The sequence below is a fragment of the Kitasatospora sp. NPDC057518 genome (genome assembly GCF_042802075.1).
GTDB lineage: Bacteria > Actinomycetota > Actinomycetes > Streptomycetales > Streptomycetaceae > Kitasatospora.
In genome coordinates this window covers 1-17,880 of the sequence record NZ_JBHVEU010000156.1, presented here as the reverse complement: position 1 = coordinate 17,880, position 17,880 = coordinate 1, and the positions used below count along the sequence as shown (strand labels likewise).

The 17,880-nt window shown below is 71.0% G+C and carries 13 protein-coding genes and 1 riboswitch; of the genes, 6 read left to right on the top strand and 7 right to left on the bottom strand.

Annotated features, from left to right (window positions below):
* Window positions 1-62 precede the first annotated feature (62 nt).
* The 4 genes from ACFU7Z_RS18060 to ACFU7Z_RS18045 all read right to left on the bottom strand — a co-directional run bounded on the left by ACFU7Z_RS18060 (window position 63) and on the right by ACFU7Z_RS18045 (window position 5,192).
* Complete coding sequence (locus ACFU7Z_RS18060) at window positions 63-1,829, bottom strand: ABC transporter substrate-binding protein (protein WP_074001488.1); 1,767 nt, start codon at window positions 1,827-1,829, stop codon at window positions 63-65.
* Window positions 1,830-1,915: 86 nt separating this feature from the next.
* The gene (locus tag ACFU7Z_RS18055) at window positions 1,916-2,902 is read right to left on the bottom strand and encodes an ABC transporter permease (RefSeq protein ID WP_049649099.1); all 987 of its coding nucleotides are present in this window, start codon (window positions 2,900-2,902) and stop codon (window positions 1,916-1,918) included.
* A gap of 446 nt (window positions 2,903-3,348) precedes the next feature.
* Window positions 3,349-4,272 carry an enhanced serine sensitivity protein SseB C-terminal domain-containing protein gene (locus ACFU7Z_RS18050; RefSeq protein WP_079271895.1) on the bottom strand — a complete coding sequence of 308 codons (924 nt, stop codon included), beginning with the start codon at window positions 4,270-4,272 and terminating at the stop codon, window positions 3,349-3,351.
* Between the two features lie 116 nt (window positions 4,273-4,388).
* Window positions 4,389-5,192, bottom strand: coding sequence for an enhanced serine sensitivity protein SseB C-terminal domain-containing protein (locus ACFU7Z_RS18045; RefSeq protein ID WP_074001487.1), 804 nt, complete (start codon window positions 5,190-5,192; stop codon window positions 4,389-4,391).
* 209 nt (window positions 5,193-5,401) lie between these two features.
* A riboswitch (glycine riboswitch) is annotated at window positions 5,402-5,503 on the top strand.
* 230 nt (window positions 5,504-5,733) lie between these two features.
* Between ACFU7Z_RS18045 and gcvT the strand changes: the two genes are divergently transcribed.
* The 4 genes from gcvT to ACFU7Z_RS18025 all read left to right on the top strand — a co-directional run bounded on the left by gcvT (window position 5,734) and on the right by ACFU7Z_RS18025 (window position 10,212).
* The gene (gene gcvT, locus ACFU7Z_RS18040) at window positions 5,734-6,855 is read left to right on the top strand and encodes a glycine cleavage system aminomethyltransferase GcvT (protein WP_049649097.1); all 1,122 of its coding nucleotides are present in this window, start codon (window positions 5,734-5,736) and stop codon (window positions 6,853-6,855) included.
* A gap of 98 nt (window positions 6,856-6,953) precedes the next feature.
* Window positions 6,954-7,334 carry a glycine cleavage system protein GcvH gene (gcvH, locus tag ACFU7Z_RS18035; protein ID WP_049649096.1) on the top strand — a complete coding sequence of 127 codons (381 nt, stop codon included), beginning with the start codon at window positions 6,954-6,956 and terminating at the stop codon, window positions 7,332-7,334.
* An 80-nt stretch (window positions 7,335-7,414) separates the two neighbouring features.
* Complete coding sequence (gene glyA / locus ACFU7Z_RS18030) at window positions 7,415-8,683, top strand: serine hydroxymethyltransferase (protein ID WP_049649095.1); 1,269 nt, start codon at window positions 7,415-7,417, stop codon at window positions 8,681-8,683.
* A 161-nt stretch (window positions 8,684-8,844) separates the two neighbouring features.
* A complete protein-coding gene (locus ACFU7Z_RS18025; RefSeq protein ID WP_117489616.1) occupies window positions 8,845-10,212 on the top strand; it encodes an L-serine ammonia-lyase in 1,368 nt (455 codons plus the stop codon).
* Window positions 10,213-10,281: 69 nt separating this feature from the next.
* On the opposite strand, the gene ACFU7Z_RS18020 is transcribed toward ACFU7Z_RS18025, so the two are convergent.
* Window positions 10,282-11,895, bottom strand: a complete 1,614-nt coding sequence (locus tag ACFU7Z_RS18020) for an MDR family MFS transporter (protein WP_380778205.1) — start codon at window positions 11,893-11,895, stop codon at window positions 10,282-10,284.
* 22 nt (window positions 11,896-11,917) lie between these two features.
* Window positions 11,918-12,541, bottom strand: a complete 624-nt coding sequence (locus ACFU7Z_RS18015; protein ID WP_380778203.1) for an NADPH-dependent FMN reductase — start codon at window positions 12,539-12,541, stop codon at window positions 11,918-11,920.
* A gap of 150 nt (window positions 12,542-12,691) precedes the next feature.
* Here ACFU7Z_RS18015 and ACFU7Z_RS18010 point away from each other — a divergent pair, with 150 nt between their 5' ends.
* Both ACFU7Z_RS18010 and ACFU7Z_RS18005 read left to right on the top strand, forming a co-directional pair.
* The gene (locus ACFU7Z_RS18010; RefSeq protein ID WP_380778201.1) at window positions 12,692-13,447 is read left to right on the top strand and encodes a TetR/AcrR family transcriptional regulator; all 756 of its coding nucleotides are present in this window, start codon (window positions 12,692-12,694) and stop codon (window positions 13,445-13,447) included.
* 123 nt (window positions 13,448-13,570) lie between these two features.
* Window positions 13,571-16,606, top strand: coding sequence for an NB-ARC domain-containing protein (locus ACFU7Z_RS18005; RefSeq protein WP_380778199.1), 3,036 nt, complete (start codon window positions 13,571-13,573; stop codon window positions 16,604-16,606).
* Window positions 16,607-17,045: 439 nt separating this feature from the next.
* Here ACFU7Z_RS18005 and ACFU7Z_RS18000 read toward each other — a convergent pair whose 3' ends face one another.
* The gene (locus tag ACFU7Z_RS18000) at window positions 17,046-17,522 is read right to left on the bottom strand and encodes a nuclear transport factor 2 family protein (protein WP_380778197.1); all 477 of its coding nucleotides are present in this window, start codon (window positions 17,520-17,522) and stop codon (window positions 17,046-17,048) included.
* Window positions 17,523-17,880 lie beyond the last annotated feature (358 nt).

Sequence of the window (17,880 nt, the reverse complement as noted above, 5' to 3'; positions counted from 1 at the left end):
GCTTCCGGACGGCGGCGGGCGCCGCTGCCTTCACCTGCCTTCAGGGATGCGGAGCCAGGCTCTTACTTGACGCCGATGTTCAGGTAGTCGTACTCGCCCGAGAACGCCGAGGTGGAGACCACGTTGGTGGCGTTGTCCGGGCGGTACAGGAAGACCTTGAAGTAGGTCAGCGGGACGTAGACCGCCTGGTCCATGACCTTCTTGTCGACGTCGCCGTAGATCTTCTCGCGGGCCGTCTTGTCGGGGTTGATCGCGGCGTCGTCGAGCAGCTTGTTGACCGCGGGGTTGTCCAGCTGGGCCAGGTTGTTGTTGCCGGACGGCTTGATGGTGCGGCCGTCGACGATCTGCTGGAGGAAGCCGTAGCCGGTCGGCCAGTCGGCACCCCACTGCATCATCATCAGGCCGATGTTGTGCTCGGCCGCGAACTGCGGGGAGCCGGCGCTGTCCTGGAGGTACTTGCCCTGCGGGTACTGCTGGATCTCGGCGTTGATGCCGACCTTCTTCAGCGCGGCCTGGATCGAGGTGGCCGCGGCGACCTCGGTGGCGCGCTCGGTGCGGGCGGAGAGGACGGTGTTGATGCCGCCCTCCTTGCCGCAGGCCTTCAGGGCCTCCTTGGCCTTGGCCTCGTCGCCCTTGTTGTCCTTGGTCTCGTACGTGTTGAAGTCCTGGTGGCCCGGGATGTCCGGCGGGAGCACCGTGTTGGCGATCTGGCCGCGGATCGGGCCGCCGAGGGCGGTCTGCACCGAGACCTTGTCGACCGCGTACTGCACGGCCTTGCGGCACTCGATGTTGTCGAACGGCGCGAGCTTGGAGTTGATCGCCATGTAGACCAGGCGGCCGCCGTAGGCGTTGTCGGTGCTGGCCTTCAGCTTCTGGTTCTGGAGGATCTGCGCCTGGGTCTGCGGGTCGACGCCGCCGCCCACCAGGTCGACCTGGGCGTTGCCGGCCAGCAGGTCCTTGTCGATGGTGGACTGGTCGATGTTCATCCGGAGCACGATCTTGTCCGCGAGCTGCTTGCGGATCGGGTCGGTGCTCGCGTCCCAGTTGGTGTTCGGGACCAGGACGGCCTGCTTGCCGTCCTCGTAGGACTCGAACTTGTAGGAGCCCGAGGAGACGATCTTCTTCACGTACTCCGAGCCGGTGTCCTTGGCCTGCGGGACCGGCGCGGTCTGCGGGGCGCTGACCAGGTAGTCGAAGTCGGCGAAGGGCTGCTTCAGGTGGAAGACGATCGTGGTGTCGTCGGGCGTCTCGATCGAGTCGAGGCCGCCCTCCTTGTCCTTGTACGGGCCGGCGTACGGCGTGGCGTTGTCCACCAGGTGCTCGCGGAAGTAGACCGGGCCGTTGGAGTTCACGTCCAGCGCGTAGTTCGAGCGCTCGACGGCGTACTTGACGTCCTTCGAGGAGATCGGGGTGCCGTCGTCGTACTTCAGGCCCTTGCGCAGCTTGTACGTCCAGGTCAGGCCGTCCGCGCTGACCTGGCCCATCGACTCGGCGAGGTCGGGGACGAGCTTGTTGCCCTCGTCGCCCGGCGCCGGGTTGAAGGTGGTCAGCGAGCGGGCGTACAGGCGCGAGAAGTTGTAGATGTACGCGTAGTACGTGTTGCCCGGGTCGAGCGAGTCCGGGGTGCCCTTCATCTCGTAGGTGACCGTCCCGCCCTTCTTGTCCGAGGCGTTGACGATGCCCTTGGTGGCGGCGTTGGCGCCGGAGCCGCCTCCGGTGCCGGAGGACGAGGCGGAACCGGTGTCCTTCGACGAGCTGGTGCAACCGGTCACGACCAGGACGGCGGCGGCTGCGGCCGCGGTCAGGGCGACGGTACGGGACCTACGCATGGGTGAGATCAACCCCTTGGGGATGGGAGGCGGTGAAGGAGAGCCTTGACGGCGCATCACATGATGCGTGGTCATGTGCGGCGGGATCAGTTGCTCTTGGGATCGAGGGCGTCGCGAAGACCGTCGCCGAGCAGGTTGAAGGCGAGCACGGTGACGAAGATCGCCAGACCGGGGACCACCATGTACTGGGGGTCCACCTGGTAGTACCGGATCGCGTCCTGGAGCATCCCGCCCCAGGAGGCCTGCGGCGGCTGGATGCCGACGCCGAGGAAGCTCAGCCCCGCCTCGAAGAGGATGTTGGTCGGGATCAGCAGGGTCGAGTAGACCAGGATCGGACCGACCAGGTTGGGCAGCAGCTCCTTGAACAGGATGAACGGGCCGCGGGCGCCGAGGCTGCGGGCCGCGTGGACGAACTCCCGCTCGCGCAGCGAGAGCGTCTGGCCGCGCACGATCCGGCCCATGTAGGGCCAGTTGAAGAAGCCGATCACGAAGATCAGCACCAGCATGTGCAGCGGCAGGCCGTGCAGGCCGAAGGCTCCGCCCTGGAGCGAGGTCGAGATCGCGATGGCGAAGAGCAGCAGCGGGAAGGCCAGGAAGACGTCCATCACCCGGCTGATCACGGTGTCCACCCAGCCGCCGTAGTAGCCGGCCATGATGCCGAGCACGGTGCCGATGGTGTTGGACAGCAGGGTCGCGCCGAAGGCGACCAGCAGGGAGACCCAGGAGCCCTCGATGACGCGGGTGAGCAGGTCACGGCCCTGCAGCGGGTCGATGCCGAGCGGGTGTTCGAGGCTCATGCCGCCCCAGTCGCCGAACGGCAGACCGCCGAGGTCGGCGTCCAGCAGGTCCTGGTGGAGGGCGTCCGGGTCGAGCCCGAACATCGACTCGATCGGCTTGGCCAGCACGGCGAGCATGATCAGCAGGATCACCACGACGCCGCCGGCGACGGCGGCCTTGTCCCGCTTGAAGCGGGTCCAGGCGATCTGGCCGAGGGAGCGGCCCTCGATCTTCTTGGCCGGTCCGGCGGCGGCTGCTGCCTCCGGCTCGTTCCCGGCGGTGGTCACGGATGTCATGGTCAGTTGGTCCCCTCGCCGACGGTGGCCGGCCCACGGGTGCCGGTCGCCGTCTTCGGCGGTGCGGCTGCGGACGTGCGGAGGTGCTTAGGAGGAGCGGGTGTTGACGGCAGTGCGTCGTGCACAGGCACTGCCACCACGCGGGATGGGCGTCGCGTGGACGGGCTTGTCGGCGTGCGCGCTCACCTTTGTGGGGTTCCAGCACGCGCGGTGCGTTGCGCAGAACTCTCTGCCATCCGAACTGGCTTGCGCCAGCCCTGACAACCGACAGATGCCCAACTGTGATCTGCGTGCATGCACCTCCCCGATCTTCGGCATATACCTCTTCACATGGCTGTAACTGCCATGTCAAGATGACCGGGCCGCACATCCGGAAATTCGTCCGGAAAGCATCGAAGCCGACTTGACGGACAATCAAGTCGGCTTCGGAGAATGGGTTTTGGGATTCAGCGCCCGGGGTAGCCGGGCCACGGCCGCTGGGGCTGCTGCTGCCAGCCCTGCGCCGGTGGCTGGGTGCCGTACGCGTAGCCCGGCATCGACTGCCCGGGGTACGGCGGCGGGGGCACCGGCGGGTACGGGCCGGTCGGCGGGCGGCCCGCCTCCCGGTCGAAGAACGGCCGCGCGTTGGCGCGCATCCACAGCGCCACCGGGTCGTACTCGTCCGACATCGCCACCGTGGACACCGCGAGCCCCTCCGGGGCCACCGCGATCGCGCGCTGCATCAGCGCCCGCACCGCCTCCACCGCCGGCGGCGAACTCTCGTAGAGGTCAAGGCCGATGGCCAGGTACGGCTCCCCCACCGCGGGCTGCACCCAGGCCCGGCGCAGCGCCCGGACCGCGCGCACCTCGGCGGCCTGCCGCTCCAGCAGCGCGAAGAACGGCTGGGCGTTCAACTGCGGCTCGCTGAGCTTCAACGGCCCGGCCGGCAGCCGGTCCAGGCCCGCGGCGACCCGCCGGAGGTCCGCCCAGGGCACGCCGACGCCGCCGCCGGGGGCGTGCGGGTTGAGCCACAGGCCCCAGCGGGTGCGGTACAGCGAGGCCGCGATCTCCCGGCCGGAGACGACCTCGTGGGCCCGCGCCCAGCCGGAGGCGGTCAGCTGCTCGGGCGAGGTGACGGCCGGCGCGTAGCCGTGGCCGCTGATCTCCATGTTCCCGTACTGCGCGTCCGGGCTGCCCGGCGTGCCGTGCCACAGCAGCATCCAGACCCGGCCGTCCGCCAGCGCGTGCAGCAGCCGCTCGTACGCGTCGTAGCGCTCCGGCGCGACGTCGCGCAGGGCGCGCTCCAACGCGCCGGGATCAGCTCCCGGGCGCCCGGCCGGTGCCTGGCCCCAGGGCCCCGGCACACCGCCCGCTCCCGTTCCCGCACTCATGCGCCCACCTCGCCGCGCCTCTTTCCCTCAACCCGCCGACCCGTCGGCCGTCTGCACGCACCCTATGGCGCGGCACCGGCCACCGCCACGGCGACGTGCCTCTGATCCGGACCCGCTCACGCCCGCGTGTGGAAAGGCAGTACCCGGGTGAGCAGCCACTCGACCACCGGGTCGTCGGCGAGGTCGAGCAGTACGAGGTGGACGCCCCCGGGCAGCGGCGCGGTTCCCAGCGCTCGCCCGAGTGCCTCGTTCACCGCGGCCGGGTCGGCCGGGGCCGCCGGGTCCAACTGGACGCCCACGAACATCACGGTCGGTTCGCCCTCGATGCTGGCCAGCGCCCTGCGGGCGGTCAACACACCGGGCAGCGCCGACAGTTCGCTCCGGCAGGCGGCCAGGAAGTGCTCCGGGTCCTCGCCCGGCACCGGCTCGCGCAGCGCCACCCGGCCGCCGGTCGGCTCCGCGGCGCCCTCGGCCTGCTCCCAGCGGTCCTCGCGCGGGCCGCGGCGCAGCTCGGCGACCCCCTGCGGCGGCACCGGGAGGCCCACCGGCGCGTCCGGGTTCACCGCGATGCCCAGGCCCAGCGGCAGTCCGCGGGCGAACTCCCACACCGGCGCGATCGCGAAGGCCATCCCCGGCGCCTGCCGGAGGAACACCTCCTGCGAGGAGAACACCGGCACGTACGGGTCGCCGCCCAGCTCGATGGTCGGCAGGTCGAGCGCCTGGCCCTGCGGGTCGGCCCCGGCCGGCAGCGGCACCCACACCTGGCTGCGCGCCAGCACCTCGAACACCCGTGGGGTCGCGCCCGGGTCGCCCAGGGCCGCGGTCAGCACCTGCTCCAGTTCGTTGGCCGGCCAGGAGCCGCCCGCCGGCGCCTCCTCCGGTCCGCCCCACCCCTGCTGCTGCTCCACCGGGTACCCCATGCGCCGCCGATTCCGCCCTCTGCCGTCGGCCGCCCACTGCCGCACCGACGCGCAGCAGTCTAGAGGCGTGCGGGGGGTGCGGTCAGGACTCGTGTTCGGGTCCCGCGCGGTGTGACCGGGTCCCCCCTCCCCTCGTCGTCCGGGACGTGCCATGATGTGCCCGTCCGACGGCATGCGCCGCGGGCCCCCACAACTCCATACCGGCCGCTCGAACCCGCGCGGGAGAGCCCGGAGTGCCGCTCAGGCACAGCCGGCGCCGAAGGAGCAAGTCCTCCCCGGAATCTCTCAGGCACCCCTACCGCACGGGTTAGGCACATCTGGAAAGCGGCGCCCGGCCCTGTCGTGCGCCCACCCACGGTGCAAGCCGTCATGCTGTCCCCCAAGCTGGAAACGGCTGCGGGCGGCGGGGCGGTGAAGCTCTCAGGTTCGACGACAGATGGGGAGACCCACGCCGCCGCATGCCCGCGCGCAGGGTCGGCCCCCCAGCGGGTCCGGTCCGGTGCGTGCACCCCTGAGTGCCCCGACCGAGGAGTTCCTGGCCATGTCGTCCCTCCGCCTGACCGCGCTCGACGCGCTGCACCGCGCCCTCGGCGCGACCATGACCGACTTCGCCGGCTGGGACATGCCGCTGCGCTACGGCAGCGAGCGCGAGGAGCACCTCGCCGTCCGCACCAAGGCCGGCCTGTTCGACCTCTCGCACATGGGCGAGATCACCGTCACCGGCCCGCAGGCCGGCGAGATGCTGGACCACGCCCTGGTCGGCTTCGTCTCCGCACTGGGCGAGCTGCGCGCCCGCTACACCATGATCTGCGCCGAGGACGGCGGCATCCTGGACGACCTGATCGTCTACCGCCTGCGCGAGGACGCCTTCCTGGTCGTCGCCAACGCCTCCAACGCCCAGCTGGTCCTCGACGAGCTGATCGCCCGTGCCAAGGGCTTCGACGCCGTCGTCACCGACGACCGCGACACCTACGCGCTGATCGCCGTCCAGGGCCCGGAGGCCACCGGCATCCTGGCCGACACCACCGACGCCGACCTGCCCGGCCTGAAGTACTACGCGATCCTCCCGGCCTTCGTGGCCGACCGCGAGGTGCTGCTCGCCCGCACCGGCTACACCGGCGAGGACGGCTTCGAGATCTTCTGCCACCCGGCCGACGCCGAGCCGGTCTGGCAGGCGCTGACCGCCGCCGGCGCGGACCGCGGCCTGGTCCCCTGCGGCCTGTCCTGCCGCGACACGCTGCGCCTGGAGGCCGGCATGCCGCTGTACGGGCACGAGCTGTCCACCGACCTGACCCCGTTCGACGCCGGCCTGGGCCGGGTCGTCCGCTTCGACAAGACCACCAACGAGGGCGCCTTCGTCGGCCGCAAGGCCCTGGAGGCGGCCGCCGCCGCGGCCGAGACCAACCCGCCGAAGGTGCTGGTCGGCCTGGTCTCCGACGGCAAGCGGGTGCCGCGCGCCGAGTACACCGTGGTCTCCACCGAGGGCGAGCCGATCGGCCGGATCACCTCCGGCGCGCCGTCCCCGACCCTGGGGCAGCCGATCGCGATGGCCTACGTCGACGCCGCCCACGCCGCCCCCGGCACCACCGTCGCGGTGGACGTGCGCGGCAAGCACGAGCCCGTCAGGGTCGTGGCGCTGCCGTTCTACAAGCGCGCCCGCTGACCCCTCGCACGCCCCCGTTTTCCCATACGCGCACGTCGCAGCCGTCCGCGCGGCGGCCCGCTTCGTCGTACCCGCTTCCCATCCTGGAGAATGACGCCATGAGCAACCCCCAGCACCTTCAGTACACCAAGGAGCACGAGTGGCTGACGGCCGCCGTGGACGGTGTCTCCACGATCGGTATCACCAAGCACGCCGCGGACGCGCTCGGTGACATCGTCTACGTGCAGCTGCCCGAGGTCGGCGAGACCGTGACCGCCGGCGAGACCTGTGGCGAGCTGGAGTCCACCAAGTCGGTCAGCGACCTGTTCTCCCCGGTGACCGGCGAGGTCACCGAGGTCAACCCGGACGTCCTGGACAACAACGCCCTCGTCAACAGCGACCCCTTCGAGGGCGGCTGGCTGTTCAAGGTGCGCGTCGAGGCCACCGACGAGCTGCTCAGCGCCGACGAGTACGACGCGCTCACCAACCCCCAGGGCTGAGCCCCCGACGGGACGGGCCGCCGCACCGCGGTCCGTCCCGCCCTGGCCCCTTTCCCTCCTCCTCCCGGGAAGACCACACCATGACTGTTCTCAACCAGTCCCTGCACGCCCTCGACCCGGAGATCGCCGCCGCGGTCGACGCCGAGCTGCACCGCCAGCAGACCACCCTGGAGATGATCGCCTCCGAGAACTTCGCCCCGGTGGCGGTCATGGAGGCCCAGGGCTCGGTGCTCACCAACAAGTACGCGGAGGGCTACCCCGGCCGCCGCTACTACGGTGGCTGCGAGCACGTCGACGTGGTCGAGCAGATCGCGATCGACCGCATCAAGGCCCTGTTCGGGGCCGAGCACGCCAACGTCCAGCCGCACTCCGGCGCGCAGGCCAACGCCGCCGCGATGTTCGCGCTGATCCAGCCGGGCGACACCATCCTGGGCCTGAGCCTGGCCCACGGCGGCCACCTGACCCACGGCATGAAGATCAACTTCTCCGGCAAGCTCTACAACGTGGCCGCGTACCACGTGGACGAGAAGACCGGCCAGGTCGACATGGCCGAGGTCGAGCGCCTCGCCAAGGAGCACCAGCCGAAGCTGATCATCGCCGGCTGGTCCGCCTACCCGCGCCAGCTCGACTTCGCCGCGTTCCGCCGGATCGCCGACGAGGTCGGCGCGCTGCTCATGGTGGACATGGCGCACTTCGCCGGCCTGGTGGCCGCCGGGCTGCACCCGAACCCGGTGCCCTACGCGGACGTGGTCACCACCACGACCCACAAGACCCTGGGCGGCCCGCGCGGCGGCGTCATCCTGTCCAAGGCCGAGTTCGCCAAGAAGATCAACTCCGCGGTCTTCCCCGGCCAGCAGGGCGGCCCGCTGGAGCACGTGATCGCCGGCAAGGCGGTCGCCTTCAAGGTCGCGGCCTCCGAGGAGTTCAAGGAGCGCCAGCAGCGCACCCTGGACGGCGCCCGCATCCTCGCCGAGCGCCTGCTCCAGGCCGACGTGGCCGAGGCCGGCGCCAGCGTGCTCTCCGGCGGCACCGACGTCCACCTGGTCCTGGTCGACCTGCGCAACAGCCAGCTCGACGGCCAGCAGGCCGAGGACCGGCTGCACGAGGTCGGCATCACCGTCAACCGCAACGCCATCCCGAACGACCCGCGCCCGCCGATGGTCACCTCGGGCCTGCGCATCGGCACCCCGGCCCTGGCCACCCGCGGCTTCCAGGCCGAGGACTTCCGCGAGGTCGCCGACATCATCGCCGAGGCGCTCAAGCCCGCCTTCGACGAGACCGTCGCCGACGCGCTGAAGGCCCGGGTCTCCGCCCTGGCCGCGAAGTACCCGCTCTACCCGAACCTCTGATCACTCCGGTGATCGTTCGGGCGGGGTGACCGGCCTCACCCCTCCGGCGTACCAGGCACCCCGGGGCACCGCGCACACTGGAAGTGCGCGCGGTGCCCCGTCCCGTGTCGGCCCCTCCCTGCCCGCAAGTCCTTCCACGAGACCAGACAAGGACGTCCCCCGTGGCCATCAGCGTCTTCGACCTCTTCTCCATCGGCATCGGCCCGTCGAGCTCCCACACCGTGGGCCCGATGCGCGCCGCCCGGATGTTCGCCCGCCGACTGCGCACCGAGGACCTGCTGGACCGGGTGACGGGCGTACGGGCCGAGCTGTACGGCTCGCTCGGCGCCACCGGCCACGGCCACGGCACCCCGAAGGCCGTCCTGCTCGGCCTGGAGAACGCCTCGCCCCGCACCGTCGACGTCGACCAGGCCGACAAGGACGTCGAGCGGATCCTCGCCGAGAAGCGGATCAACCTGCTCGGCGAGCACCCGATCGACTTCGACCCGGACACCCAGCTGGTCCTGCACCGCCGCCGCTCGCTGCCGTACCACGCCAACGGGATGACCCTGTGGGCGTACGCGGCGGACGGCTCGACCCTGCTGGAGAAGACCTACTACTCGGTCGGCGGCGGCTTCGTGGTGGACGAGGACGCGATCGGCGCGGACCGGGTCAAGCCCGACGACACCGTGCTGAAGTACCCCTTCCGCACCGGTGACGAGCTGCTGCGGCTCAGCCGGGAGACCGGGCTGTCGATCTCCGGCCTGATGCTGGAGAACGAGAAGGCCTGGCGCAGCGAGGAGGAGATCCGGACCGGTCTGCTGGAGATCTGGTCCGTGATGCAGGAGTGCGTGCGGGCCGGCATGTCCCGCGAGGGCATCCTGCCGGGCGGGCTGAAGGTCCGCCGCCGGGCCGCCTCGGGTGCCCGCGCGCTGCGCGCCGAGGGCATCGGGCCGGCCAACGCGATGGAGTGGGTGACCCTCTACGCGATGGCCGTGAACGAGGAGAACGCCTCCGGCCGCCGGGTCGTCACCGCGCCGACCAACGGCGCCGCCGGGATCATCCCGGCCGTCCTGCACTACTACCTGAACTTCATCCCGGGCGCCGACGACGACGGCATCGTCCGCTTCCTGCTCGCCGCCGGCGCCATCGGCATGCTCTTCAAGGAGAACGCCTCCATCTCCGGCGCCGAGGTCGGCTGCCAGGGCGAGGTCGGCTCCGCCTGCTCGATGGCCGCGGGCGGCCTCGCCGAGGTCCTCGGCGGCACCCCCGAGCAGGTCGAGAACGCCGCCGAGATCGGCATCGAGCACAACCTCGGCCTCACCTGCGACCCGGTCGGCGGCCTGGTCCAGATCCCCTGCATCGAGCGCAACGGCATGGCCTCCGTCAAGGCCGTCACCGCGGCCCGGATGGCGCTGCGCGGCGACGGACGGCACCACGTCTCGCTGGACAAGGCGATCAAGACGATGAAGGAGACCGGGGCCGACATGAAGATCAAGTACAAGGAGACCTCGCGCGGCGGGCTCGCCGTCAACGTCATCGAGTGCTGAGCTGACCGGCTTTTCCGCAGGCCCCCGGGCGGTCCCCCGTTCCGCCCGGGGGCCTGCGCGTTCTCCGGATCACCCGGCCGTGGCCGCCTTCGCGGGGGTATCGGCCGGCTCCGGCTCCGGGTCTGGCTTCGTCGGCTCGGGCTCGGGCTTCGGCGGCTTGATCTCCCTGGCCGCTGCCTGCTGCGGGCGCACCAGGCAGGCGAGGGCCGTCGCCGCGGCCGCCAGCAGCACCCCGCCCACGACCGTGCCGTGCAGGCCGCCGGTGACCGCCGCCCCGACGGCGTCGCGGACGGCCGCCGGGAGCCCGTCGAGGGAGGCCGGGGTCAGCCCGCCGCCGGTGAGCCGGCCGGCCTCGGCAGCCCCTAGGTGCTCCGTGAGGGAGTCGGTGAGCCGCGCCGTGTAGACCGCGCCGAGCGCCGCCATGCCGAGCGAGCCGCCGATGCTCCGCAGCAGCGTGACCACGCCCATCGCCGCGCCCATGTCCTGCGGCCGGACCGCCCCCATCGAGGTCAGCAGGGTGCTCTGCATCACCAGGCCGAGGCCGATCCCGGCGACGGCCGTGAGGGCCGAGGCCACGGCGATCGGGGTGTCGGTGCGCAGGAGCAGCAGCAGCGCGCCGCCGGCCAGGGTGACCGCGCCGCCCAGCAGCGGGTAGCGCCGCTCGCCTCCGGGCCGGCCCATCAGCCGCGCCGTCACCAGCTGGGTGCCCATCATGCCGAGCATCAGCGGCAGCAGGAGCAGCCCGCCGGCGGTGGGCGAGGCGCCCCGGGCCAGTTGCAGGTAGAGCGGCAGGTAGCCGACCAGGGCGATCATCACCGCGCCGGTGAGGAAGCCCAGCACCTGCGCCACCGTGAAGTTGCGGTCGCGGAACAGCGCGGGCGGGATCAGCGGCCCGGGGGCGCGCAGTTCGGTCCGGGCGAACCAGCCCAGCGCGACCACCGCGACGAGCGCCGTGCCGAGGAGCACCGGGGAGGTCCAGGAGTAGGCGGTGCCGCCCCAGCTGCCCACCAGGGTGAGCGCGAGGATGCCGGTGGTCAGCAGGGCGACCCCGGCCCAGTCGAACGGGGCGCGCACCCGCTCCGTCCGCAGCCGCACCCCAACGCCGACCGCGAGCAGCGCGACCAGCCCGACCGGCAGGTTGACGTAGAAGGCCCAGCGCCAGCTCAGCCGTTCGGTGAGGAAGCCGCCGAGCAGCGGTCCGCCGACGAAGGCGATCGGCATCAGCACGCCGACCACCGACTGCACCCGCGCCCGGTCGGAGGCGGGGACGAGCACCCCGATCACCGAGAGCGCACCGACCATCAGCCCGCCCGCGCCGATCCCCTGGAGGCCCCGGAAGGCGATCAACTGCCCCATGTCCTGGGCGAGTCCGGCCAGCACCGAGCCGGCCAGGAACACCACCACCGCCCACTGGTAGGCGCCCTTGCGCCCGTACAGGTCGCCGAGCCGGCCCCAGAGCGGGGTGGCGGCGGCGGAGGTCAGCAGGTAGGCGGTGACCGCCCAGGAGAGGTGCTCCAGCCCGCCGAGGTCGCCGACGATGGTCGGCAGCGCGGTGCCGATGATCTGGCCGTCGAGGGCCGAGAGGAAGATGCCGAGCATCAGTCCGACGACGCCGAGCAGCGGCGGCTTGGGCCGCTCGTCGGCCTGCTCCTTGTTCTGGCCCCCGCTCTGTTCCGTGGCCATGCCGTCCGCCCCCTTCCCCGGCTCAGGCCGCGAACGGGCGGGCCCGGCGGGCGTCCCGCAGCGCCTGCGCCCACCAGGTGAGCTGGTCGAGCATGGTCTTGGCGGCGGTGTCGGCGGCCGGGTCGATCGCCTTGCCCTCGGCGTCGAAGCACTGCGAGGCGCCGTGGAAGCTGACCGTGTTGCGGATCGTGGCGGCGTTCAGCTCGGCCATCACCACCCGCAGCTGCTCGACCGCCCGCAGGCCGCCGGACAGGCCGCCGTACGAGACGAAGCCGACCGGCTTGCCGTGCCACTGCCGGTTGTGCCAGTCGATGGCGTTCTTCAGCGGGGCCGGGAAGCTGTGGTTGTACTCGGGCGTGACGATCACGAAGGCGTCGGCCGCCTCCAGCCGGGGCGACACGGCGGCCAGCAGCGCGGCGTCGTCCGGGGAGAGCTCGCCGCCGAAGGACGGGAAGGTGACGGGCAGCGGGGTCTCCACCAGGTCGATCCGGTCGGCGGTCAGGTCGCCGCGCGCTTCGAGGTGGCCGAGCAGCCAGTCGGCGACCACCGGGCCGAAGCGGCCGTCGCGGGTGCTGCCGACGAGGACGGCGACCTTCAGGTTCTGCTCGTTGGACGTCCGCTCGCTGGACTTCTGCTCCGTGGACATGGGAGTCCCCCTCCGGGATGGCTGGTGTGTACGGCGTATCCGTCTCGAATACAACGTACACATCGACGTGTACGGCGTCCACTGCCGATACGCCGTACACAGGAGGGTGCTACGGTGGGACCGACCCCCAGTCGGAAGGAGCCCGCCCCCATGCCCGCTCAGCAGGCCCCCACCGGGGACACCCCCACCGGCGACGACAGGCCCCCGGCGTCACTCTGGGAGCGCCTGGACCGCCCGGCCCCCGCCCCGCGCACCACCCTGACCCCGCAGCGGATCGCCGAGGCCGCCGTCGCCGTCGCCGACGCCGAGGGCCTGGACGCCGTCACCATGCGCCGGCTCGCCGCCGAACTCGGCGTCGCCCCGATGGCCGCCTACCGGTACGTCTCCGGCAAGGACGAACTCATCGAGCTGATGGTCGACTTCGTCTACGGCCGGCTCCCCCTGGACGCCGCCCCCGCCGAGGACTGGCGGGAGACCATGCGCGCCCTCGCCCTCCACCTGCGGGCCATGCACCTGGCCCACCCGTGGACCGTCCGGGCGGCCACCCCGTTCTCCCTCAGCCCGAACCAACTCGCCGTCCCCGAGCACGCGTTCGCCGCCCTGGCCGAGCACGGCCTGGACGCCGACACCACCATGGCGGTGTTCCGCACCGTCACCGGCTACGTCCACGGCTCGGTCACCACCGAGGTCACCCTGAACACCCTGCGCCGCGAGCGCGGCTGGTCCGACGGCGACCAGACCCGGGCCGGCCTCGCCCCCCGGATGACCTGGCTGATGGGCACCGGCCGCTACCCCAACTACCAGCGCTACCTCCACGCGGCCACCCGCAAGGACGACCCCGACTGGCAGTTCGAAACCGGCCTCGACTGCGTCCTCGACGGCATCGCCGCCCACTTCGCCCTCTGACCGGTCAAAAGCGGCCCAAAACAGTCTTCGCAAGGTCGAATTGTCGCTATCCCTCTCTGTTTCAACCGACGTGGAGGACCCTGGTCCGAGCCAAATCGAGAGAACGGCCGGAGGTCCAGAGCCATGCCCAAACGCGGGGGCCAAGCGGCAGCAGCTGGATTCCAGTACCAGTACCTGGTCACGCTGGAAGCCTTGCTCGAAGCCCTTGAGGACGCCAGGCGCGACATCGCCGCAGCCGTGATCGAACCCTCCGGCCACGACAACGACAGCGACGAATCCTCACCGGGAACCGCTGACACGGACGCTATCGACTACTACCTGGTGGACGACCTGCGTCGGCCGGTCGTAGCCGCCCAGGTGAAGTCCGGCGGCCCCGACACCGAGCTGTCGGCCCCAGCCGCCTACGCGATCCTTCTGCGGATGGTCCGCGCATGCCCGACCGCCGAGTCCTACCAACTGATCACGAACAAGCGGCTGCATCCCAAGGCAGTCCGGCTGAAGCAGGCGTTGACCCACGGCGGTGACCTCGGAACGCTCAGGGCGGCGCTCCGCCAGGCACTCGACCGCAGCTCCAAGCTGTCGAGCGTGGACGATCTCCGCGACAACGACCTGCGCGCCCTGGGCCGCGCCCGGATCAAGTCCGACCTGCGCGATCCGCACGAGTTCCGCGATCAGCTCCGGGAACGGATCCGGGAACACCGGGCCCGGCACCGGGACGGGCTCGGTCACCAGTCGGCCGGGCGCATGTCCAATCACCTGGTGTCGGAGATCCACCACCGGGCCGCTGGAGAATCGGAGGGCGTATTCGAGCTGGAGGCCTTCCGCAGCGAGCTCCTGACCGAGAGCCGCCACCTGGCGTGGGACTTGGGCGCCTTCGACTGGGGAATCATGATCGGCCCCGTCCCGTCGGTGCCGGACGTCCCGCGTTCCGAGGTCCTCTCCCGGGTCCGGGCCGCGCTGGCGGATTCCCCCGGCCCCCGGGTTCCGTCGAGTTGCGCCCTGCTCGGCTTGTCCGGCATCGGCAAGACCAGTCTTGCCGCCGCCTACGCCCACGACACCGCGGACTCCTACGACTGGATCTTCTGGGTCAACGCGGAGAGCACCGCCTCCCTGATGACCTCGTTCCGGAGGATCCACGAGTGGCTGCATCCCCAAGGCGACCGGGCTCCCGACGACGACACCCGGCTGCAGGACGGAGTCAGGGCGCTGCTGAGCGCGTCCGCCGAACGCTGGCTGCTGATCTTCGACAATGCGACCGATCGCCACAGCCTCCACCCGTGGATGCCCAGCAGCGGGCGGGGCCATGTGATCGTCACCTCCACGAACCAGGCCGGCTGGGCGGCTCATCCGCACAAGATCGACGTCCAGGCCTTGACGCCGACCGAAGCAGGAGCCCTGGTGCGCCTCAGGCTCGCGGACGACTCCCCGTGGGACGAGCATGCCGAACGCGCGGCCATGGACCTGTCCGCGGCTCTGGCGCACTGGCCACTGGCCCTGGAACTCGCCTGCGGCTACCTCCTCAGTTGCGAGCTCGGACTCGCCGAGGTGCCGCGCTACCTGCGCTCGATCCGCGACCTCGCACTCGACGACGAACGGTCCATCCCAGCCGGCTATCCCCACACCCTGGTGGCGGCGATCCACTTCGCCCTGGAACGGGTGGACCGGTATGCGCTTCCCCAGCGACCCTTCGTATCGGAGATCGCCATGTCGTCCGTCCAGGCGGCGGGCTACCTGGGATCGCGCCAGATCCCGCTGCACCTCCTCATCGCCATTGCCGTCGCCCCGGACGAACTGGCCTACCTCGACACGCCCGAACCGATCGTTCTGCAGGACGACCCGGGGAACTCCTTCAACTCTTCCGAAGTGCACCGCGCACTCTGGTCGGAGTCCCTGGTCCGACGCGATGCCCCGCTGTGCGCCCGCCCGCCCGAGGAGTGGTCCGAGGCCCACCCGGAGGAGGTCGACCAGACCATCAGCGTCAACGAGATCGTCCAGTACGTAGTGCGCGGCCGGGTGGAGAGGGACAGGGCGACCGTCGAGCGCGTCCTACGCCGGTCGGCCCTCCACGTGCAGCTGTGGCTGGCGGCCTTCCTGCGGCACGGCGACGAGCGACACGCCCTCGCCGTGATGCCACACGCGCAGAGCCTCGCCGAGCACGCGCAGCGGCTGGGGTTCTCCTCCAGTGAGGTCGCGATCCTGTGGGGGAACCTGGCCAGCGCCCACCTCGAACGGGGAGAACTGGCCGCGGCCAGACGGTTGTTCGAGGCTGAGCTCGCCTACGTCCTGGGCTGCGGCCCGTCGGCGGCCGTCCTCGAACTCAAGATCCGCATGTCCTTGGCCGAGTTGGCCGAGTTGGAAGCGGCGCCCGTCGAGCAGCTCCTGGCCCAGGGCCGTCGAGTTCACCAACTGGCCGGCCAGCTCTGCGATTCACACCCGCTGGATGTCGCACACATCGTCGCCAACCTGCTGGTCACCCTGCGAACGATGACACGCCGGGGTGGTCCGAACGACGAAGTACTGGAACTGATGGCGAAGTTCACACAGCTCCTGGAAAACCTCCCCAGCACTGCCGAAACACGGCTCCTGGCGGAGATCGAACAACTCAACCACGGGCTAGGCACGTCGGCTCTCCGCGATGACGAGGTGGAACAGCGCTGCCGGGCAATGCTCGCCGGAGGACGGCTTTCTCCTCGCCTGCGTGTCGCGCTCACCGGGTTGCTCGCCGAGGCACTCTGCTACCAATGGCGTTGGAGTGAGGTGGCTCGGATCCTGGAACACATGGAGAACCAGGACGCCGACTCCCGCTTCCATCCTCGGGGCATCACCAACGTCCTCCACAACCTGGGGCTCCCCACCGGTATGGCCGCCCTTCATCGGGATCAGGACGCACAGGACGTACTCGCAACCTTGCTGCGAATCGCATCGCTCCTGGAGAGCACGCACCTGGAAAGCGAGCCGAACATGCCGGTCAAGTTGGGTGCGCTCCGTCTGGTGAGCGCCATCTGCACCAACGAGGAGTCCTCCATCCGCGGCACCCGCCGTGAGCTCCGACTGCGGGGCGCTCTCCAGCTGCTCTCCGCCGAGCACGACGCCGACTGGCGCGTCCTACTCGCCTCCTCCATTCTCATCTCGCTGGAACTTGCGCCCGACTCTTCGTGACCGATTCCCCTCCGCCCAACAGCCCGGACCGCCAGTACGGCGTCCGAGCTCCTCGGCGCTCCTCGGCGCTCCTCGGCCGACGAACCAACAGGAACAACGACATGCGCCAGACAACCAGCCAAACCATCAGCACTCGCAGGTCGACGTTCCACCGGCTCTCTGTCCCCGAAGGCCGGATCACGGAGCTGCGCGACCTCCTGCGCCCCCGCTACCTGGCGATCGCCAACGACGAGTGCGGCCTCGAGCTCGCCTCCCGCTGCCTGGATGAGCTGGCTTTCAGGAAGGTGCGGAACCACATCACGGATGGCCGGGGCCGCATCGACGAGTACTCCGTCGCCCACGGGGAGCGGATAGACGGATTTGGTCTCGACCGGTTCGCATCGGTCGTCCGACGCATCTGCGGAACAGTGTGCAGGATCCACCTGACTCAACTCGCTGGTCAGGCCCTCTCGACCCCCAGCCGCGCGGCGACGGCACCCAGCCGGCCCATCGCGTGGGCCACGCCCAGGCCGTCCATGTAGTCCCGCACGTGCACCAGCAGGCCGTCCCGGGCGCGCATCACCAGCAGGCCCGGCACGGTGAACGGCTCCCCGGTGGTGGCGAGCGTCCCGACCACCTGCTGCTCGACGGTCAGCACCTCCGGGTCGGCCCCCGGGTGGACGGCCACCTCCCGGATCTCCCGCGGCCGCGCCGCGCTCGCACCCCAGGCGGCCCAGTAGCCGGCCCGGATCTCCTCCCGCCCCCGGTACCGCTCCGGCATCCCGGGGAACAGGAACGGGAACTCGTGCACCCCGTCCTCGGCGTACAGTTCGGCCAGCGCGTCCGCGTCCAGGTCGAGCATCGCCCGCCGGTAGCGGACGAGCAGGTCGAGCGGGCTGGGTGTGCTGGGCGGGCTGGGCGTGGCGGAATCCGGCATGACGGCGGCCCCTTCGGCAGCGGACGGGGACGCCAGGATCCCTCTATGGCAATCGACTTGGCCCCCGCGCATCGATCGATGGCCCCAACCCTAGCCGCCGGAAGTCGGCTCCCCCTCGACGACCTGACAGCCACCGCGCTCCAGCAGGCCTTCACCCGGCACCGAGGGGCCGTCCTCGTACCCCCGGGATCGGCACCTGCGAGTCCTGCGCTCCGTTCACGGCCCTCGGTCAACCAGCCGCACTGCACAGGAAGTCGGCCGGTCGACTCTGCTGGCGAAGTCGGTTGGGTTGGGCGTGGGACAGTAAGTGTGTGCCGGTCGGGGCGGGTTGGCTGTCTGTGGGGGTGGGTCGTGTTGC

Excerpts from the sequence above, each read along its gene's own strand:
- ACFU7Z_RS18060 (WP_074001488.1), bottom strand. The coding sequence starts at position 1,829 with ATGCGTAGGTCCCGTACCGTCGCCCTGACCGCGGCCGCAGCCGCCGCC.
- ACFU7Z_RS18055 (WP_049649099.1), bottom strand. The coding sequence starts at position 2,902 with ATGACATCCGTGACCACCGCCGGGAACGAGCCGGAGGCAGCAGCCGCC.
- ACFU7Z_RS18050 (WP_079271895.1), bottom strand. The coding sequence starts at position 4,272 with ATGAGTGCGGGAACGGGAGCGGGCGGTGTGCCGGGGCCCTGGGGCCAG.
- ACFU7Z_RS18045 (WP_074001487.1), bottom strand. The coding sequence starts at position 5,192 with ATGGGGTACCCGGTGGAGCAGCAGCAGGGGTGGGGCGGACCGGAGGAG.
- gcvT (WP_049649097.1), top strand. The coding sequence starts at position 5,734 with ATGTCGTCCCTCCGCCTGACCGCGCTCGACGCGCTGCACCGCGCCCTC.
- gcvH (WP_049649096.1), top strand. The coding sequence starts at position 6,954 with ATGAGCAACCCCCAGCACCTTCAGTACACCAAGGAGCACGAGTGGCTG.
- glyA (WP_049649095.1), top strand. The coding sequence starts at position 7,415 with ATGACTGTTCTCAACCAGTCCCTGCACGCCCTCGACCCGGAGATCGCC.
- ACFU7Z_RS18020 (WP_380778205.1), bottom strand. The coding sequence starts at position 11,895 with ATGGCCACGGAACAGAGCGGGGGCCAGAACAAGGAGCAGGCCGACGAG.
- ACFU7Z_RS18015 (WP_380778203.1), bottom strand. The coding sequence starts at position 12,541 with ATGTCCACGGAGCAGAAGTCCAGCGAGCGGACGTCCAACGAGCAGAAC.
- ACFU7Z_RS18010 (WP_380778201.1), top strand. The coding sequence starts at position 12,692 with ATGCCCGCTCAGCAGGCCCCCACCGGGGACACCCCCACCGGCGACGAC.
- ACFU7Z_RS18005 (WP_380778199.1), top strand. The coding sequence starts at position 13,571 with ATGCCCAAACGCGGGGGCCAAGCGGCAGCAGCTGGATTCCAGTACCAG.
- ACFU7Z_RS18000 (WP_380778197.1), bottom strand. The coding sequence starts at position 17,522 with ATGCCGGATTCCGCCACGCCCAGCCCGCCCAGCACACCCAGCCCGCTC.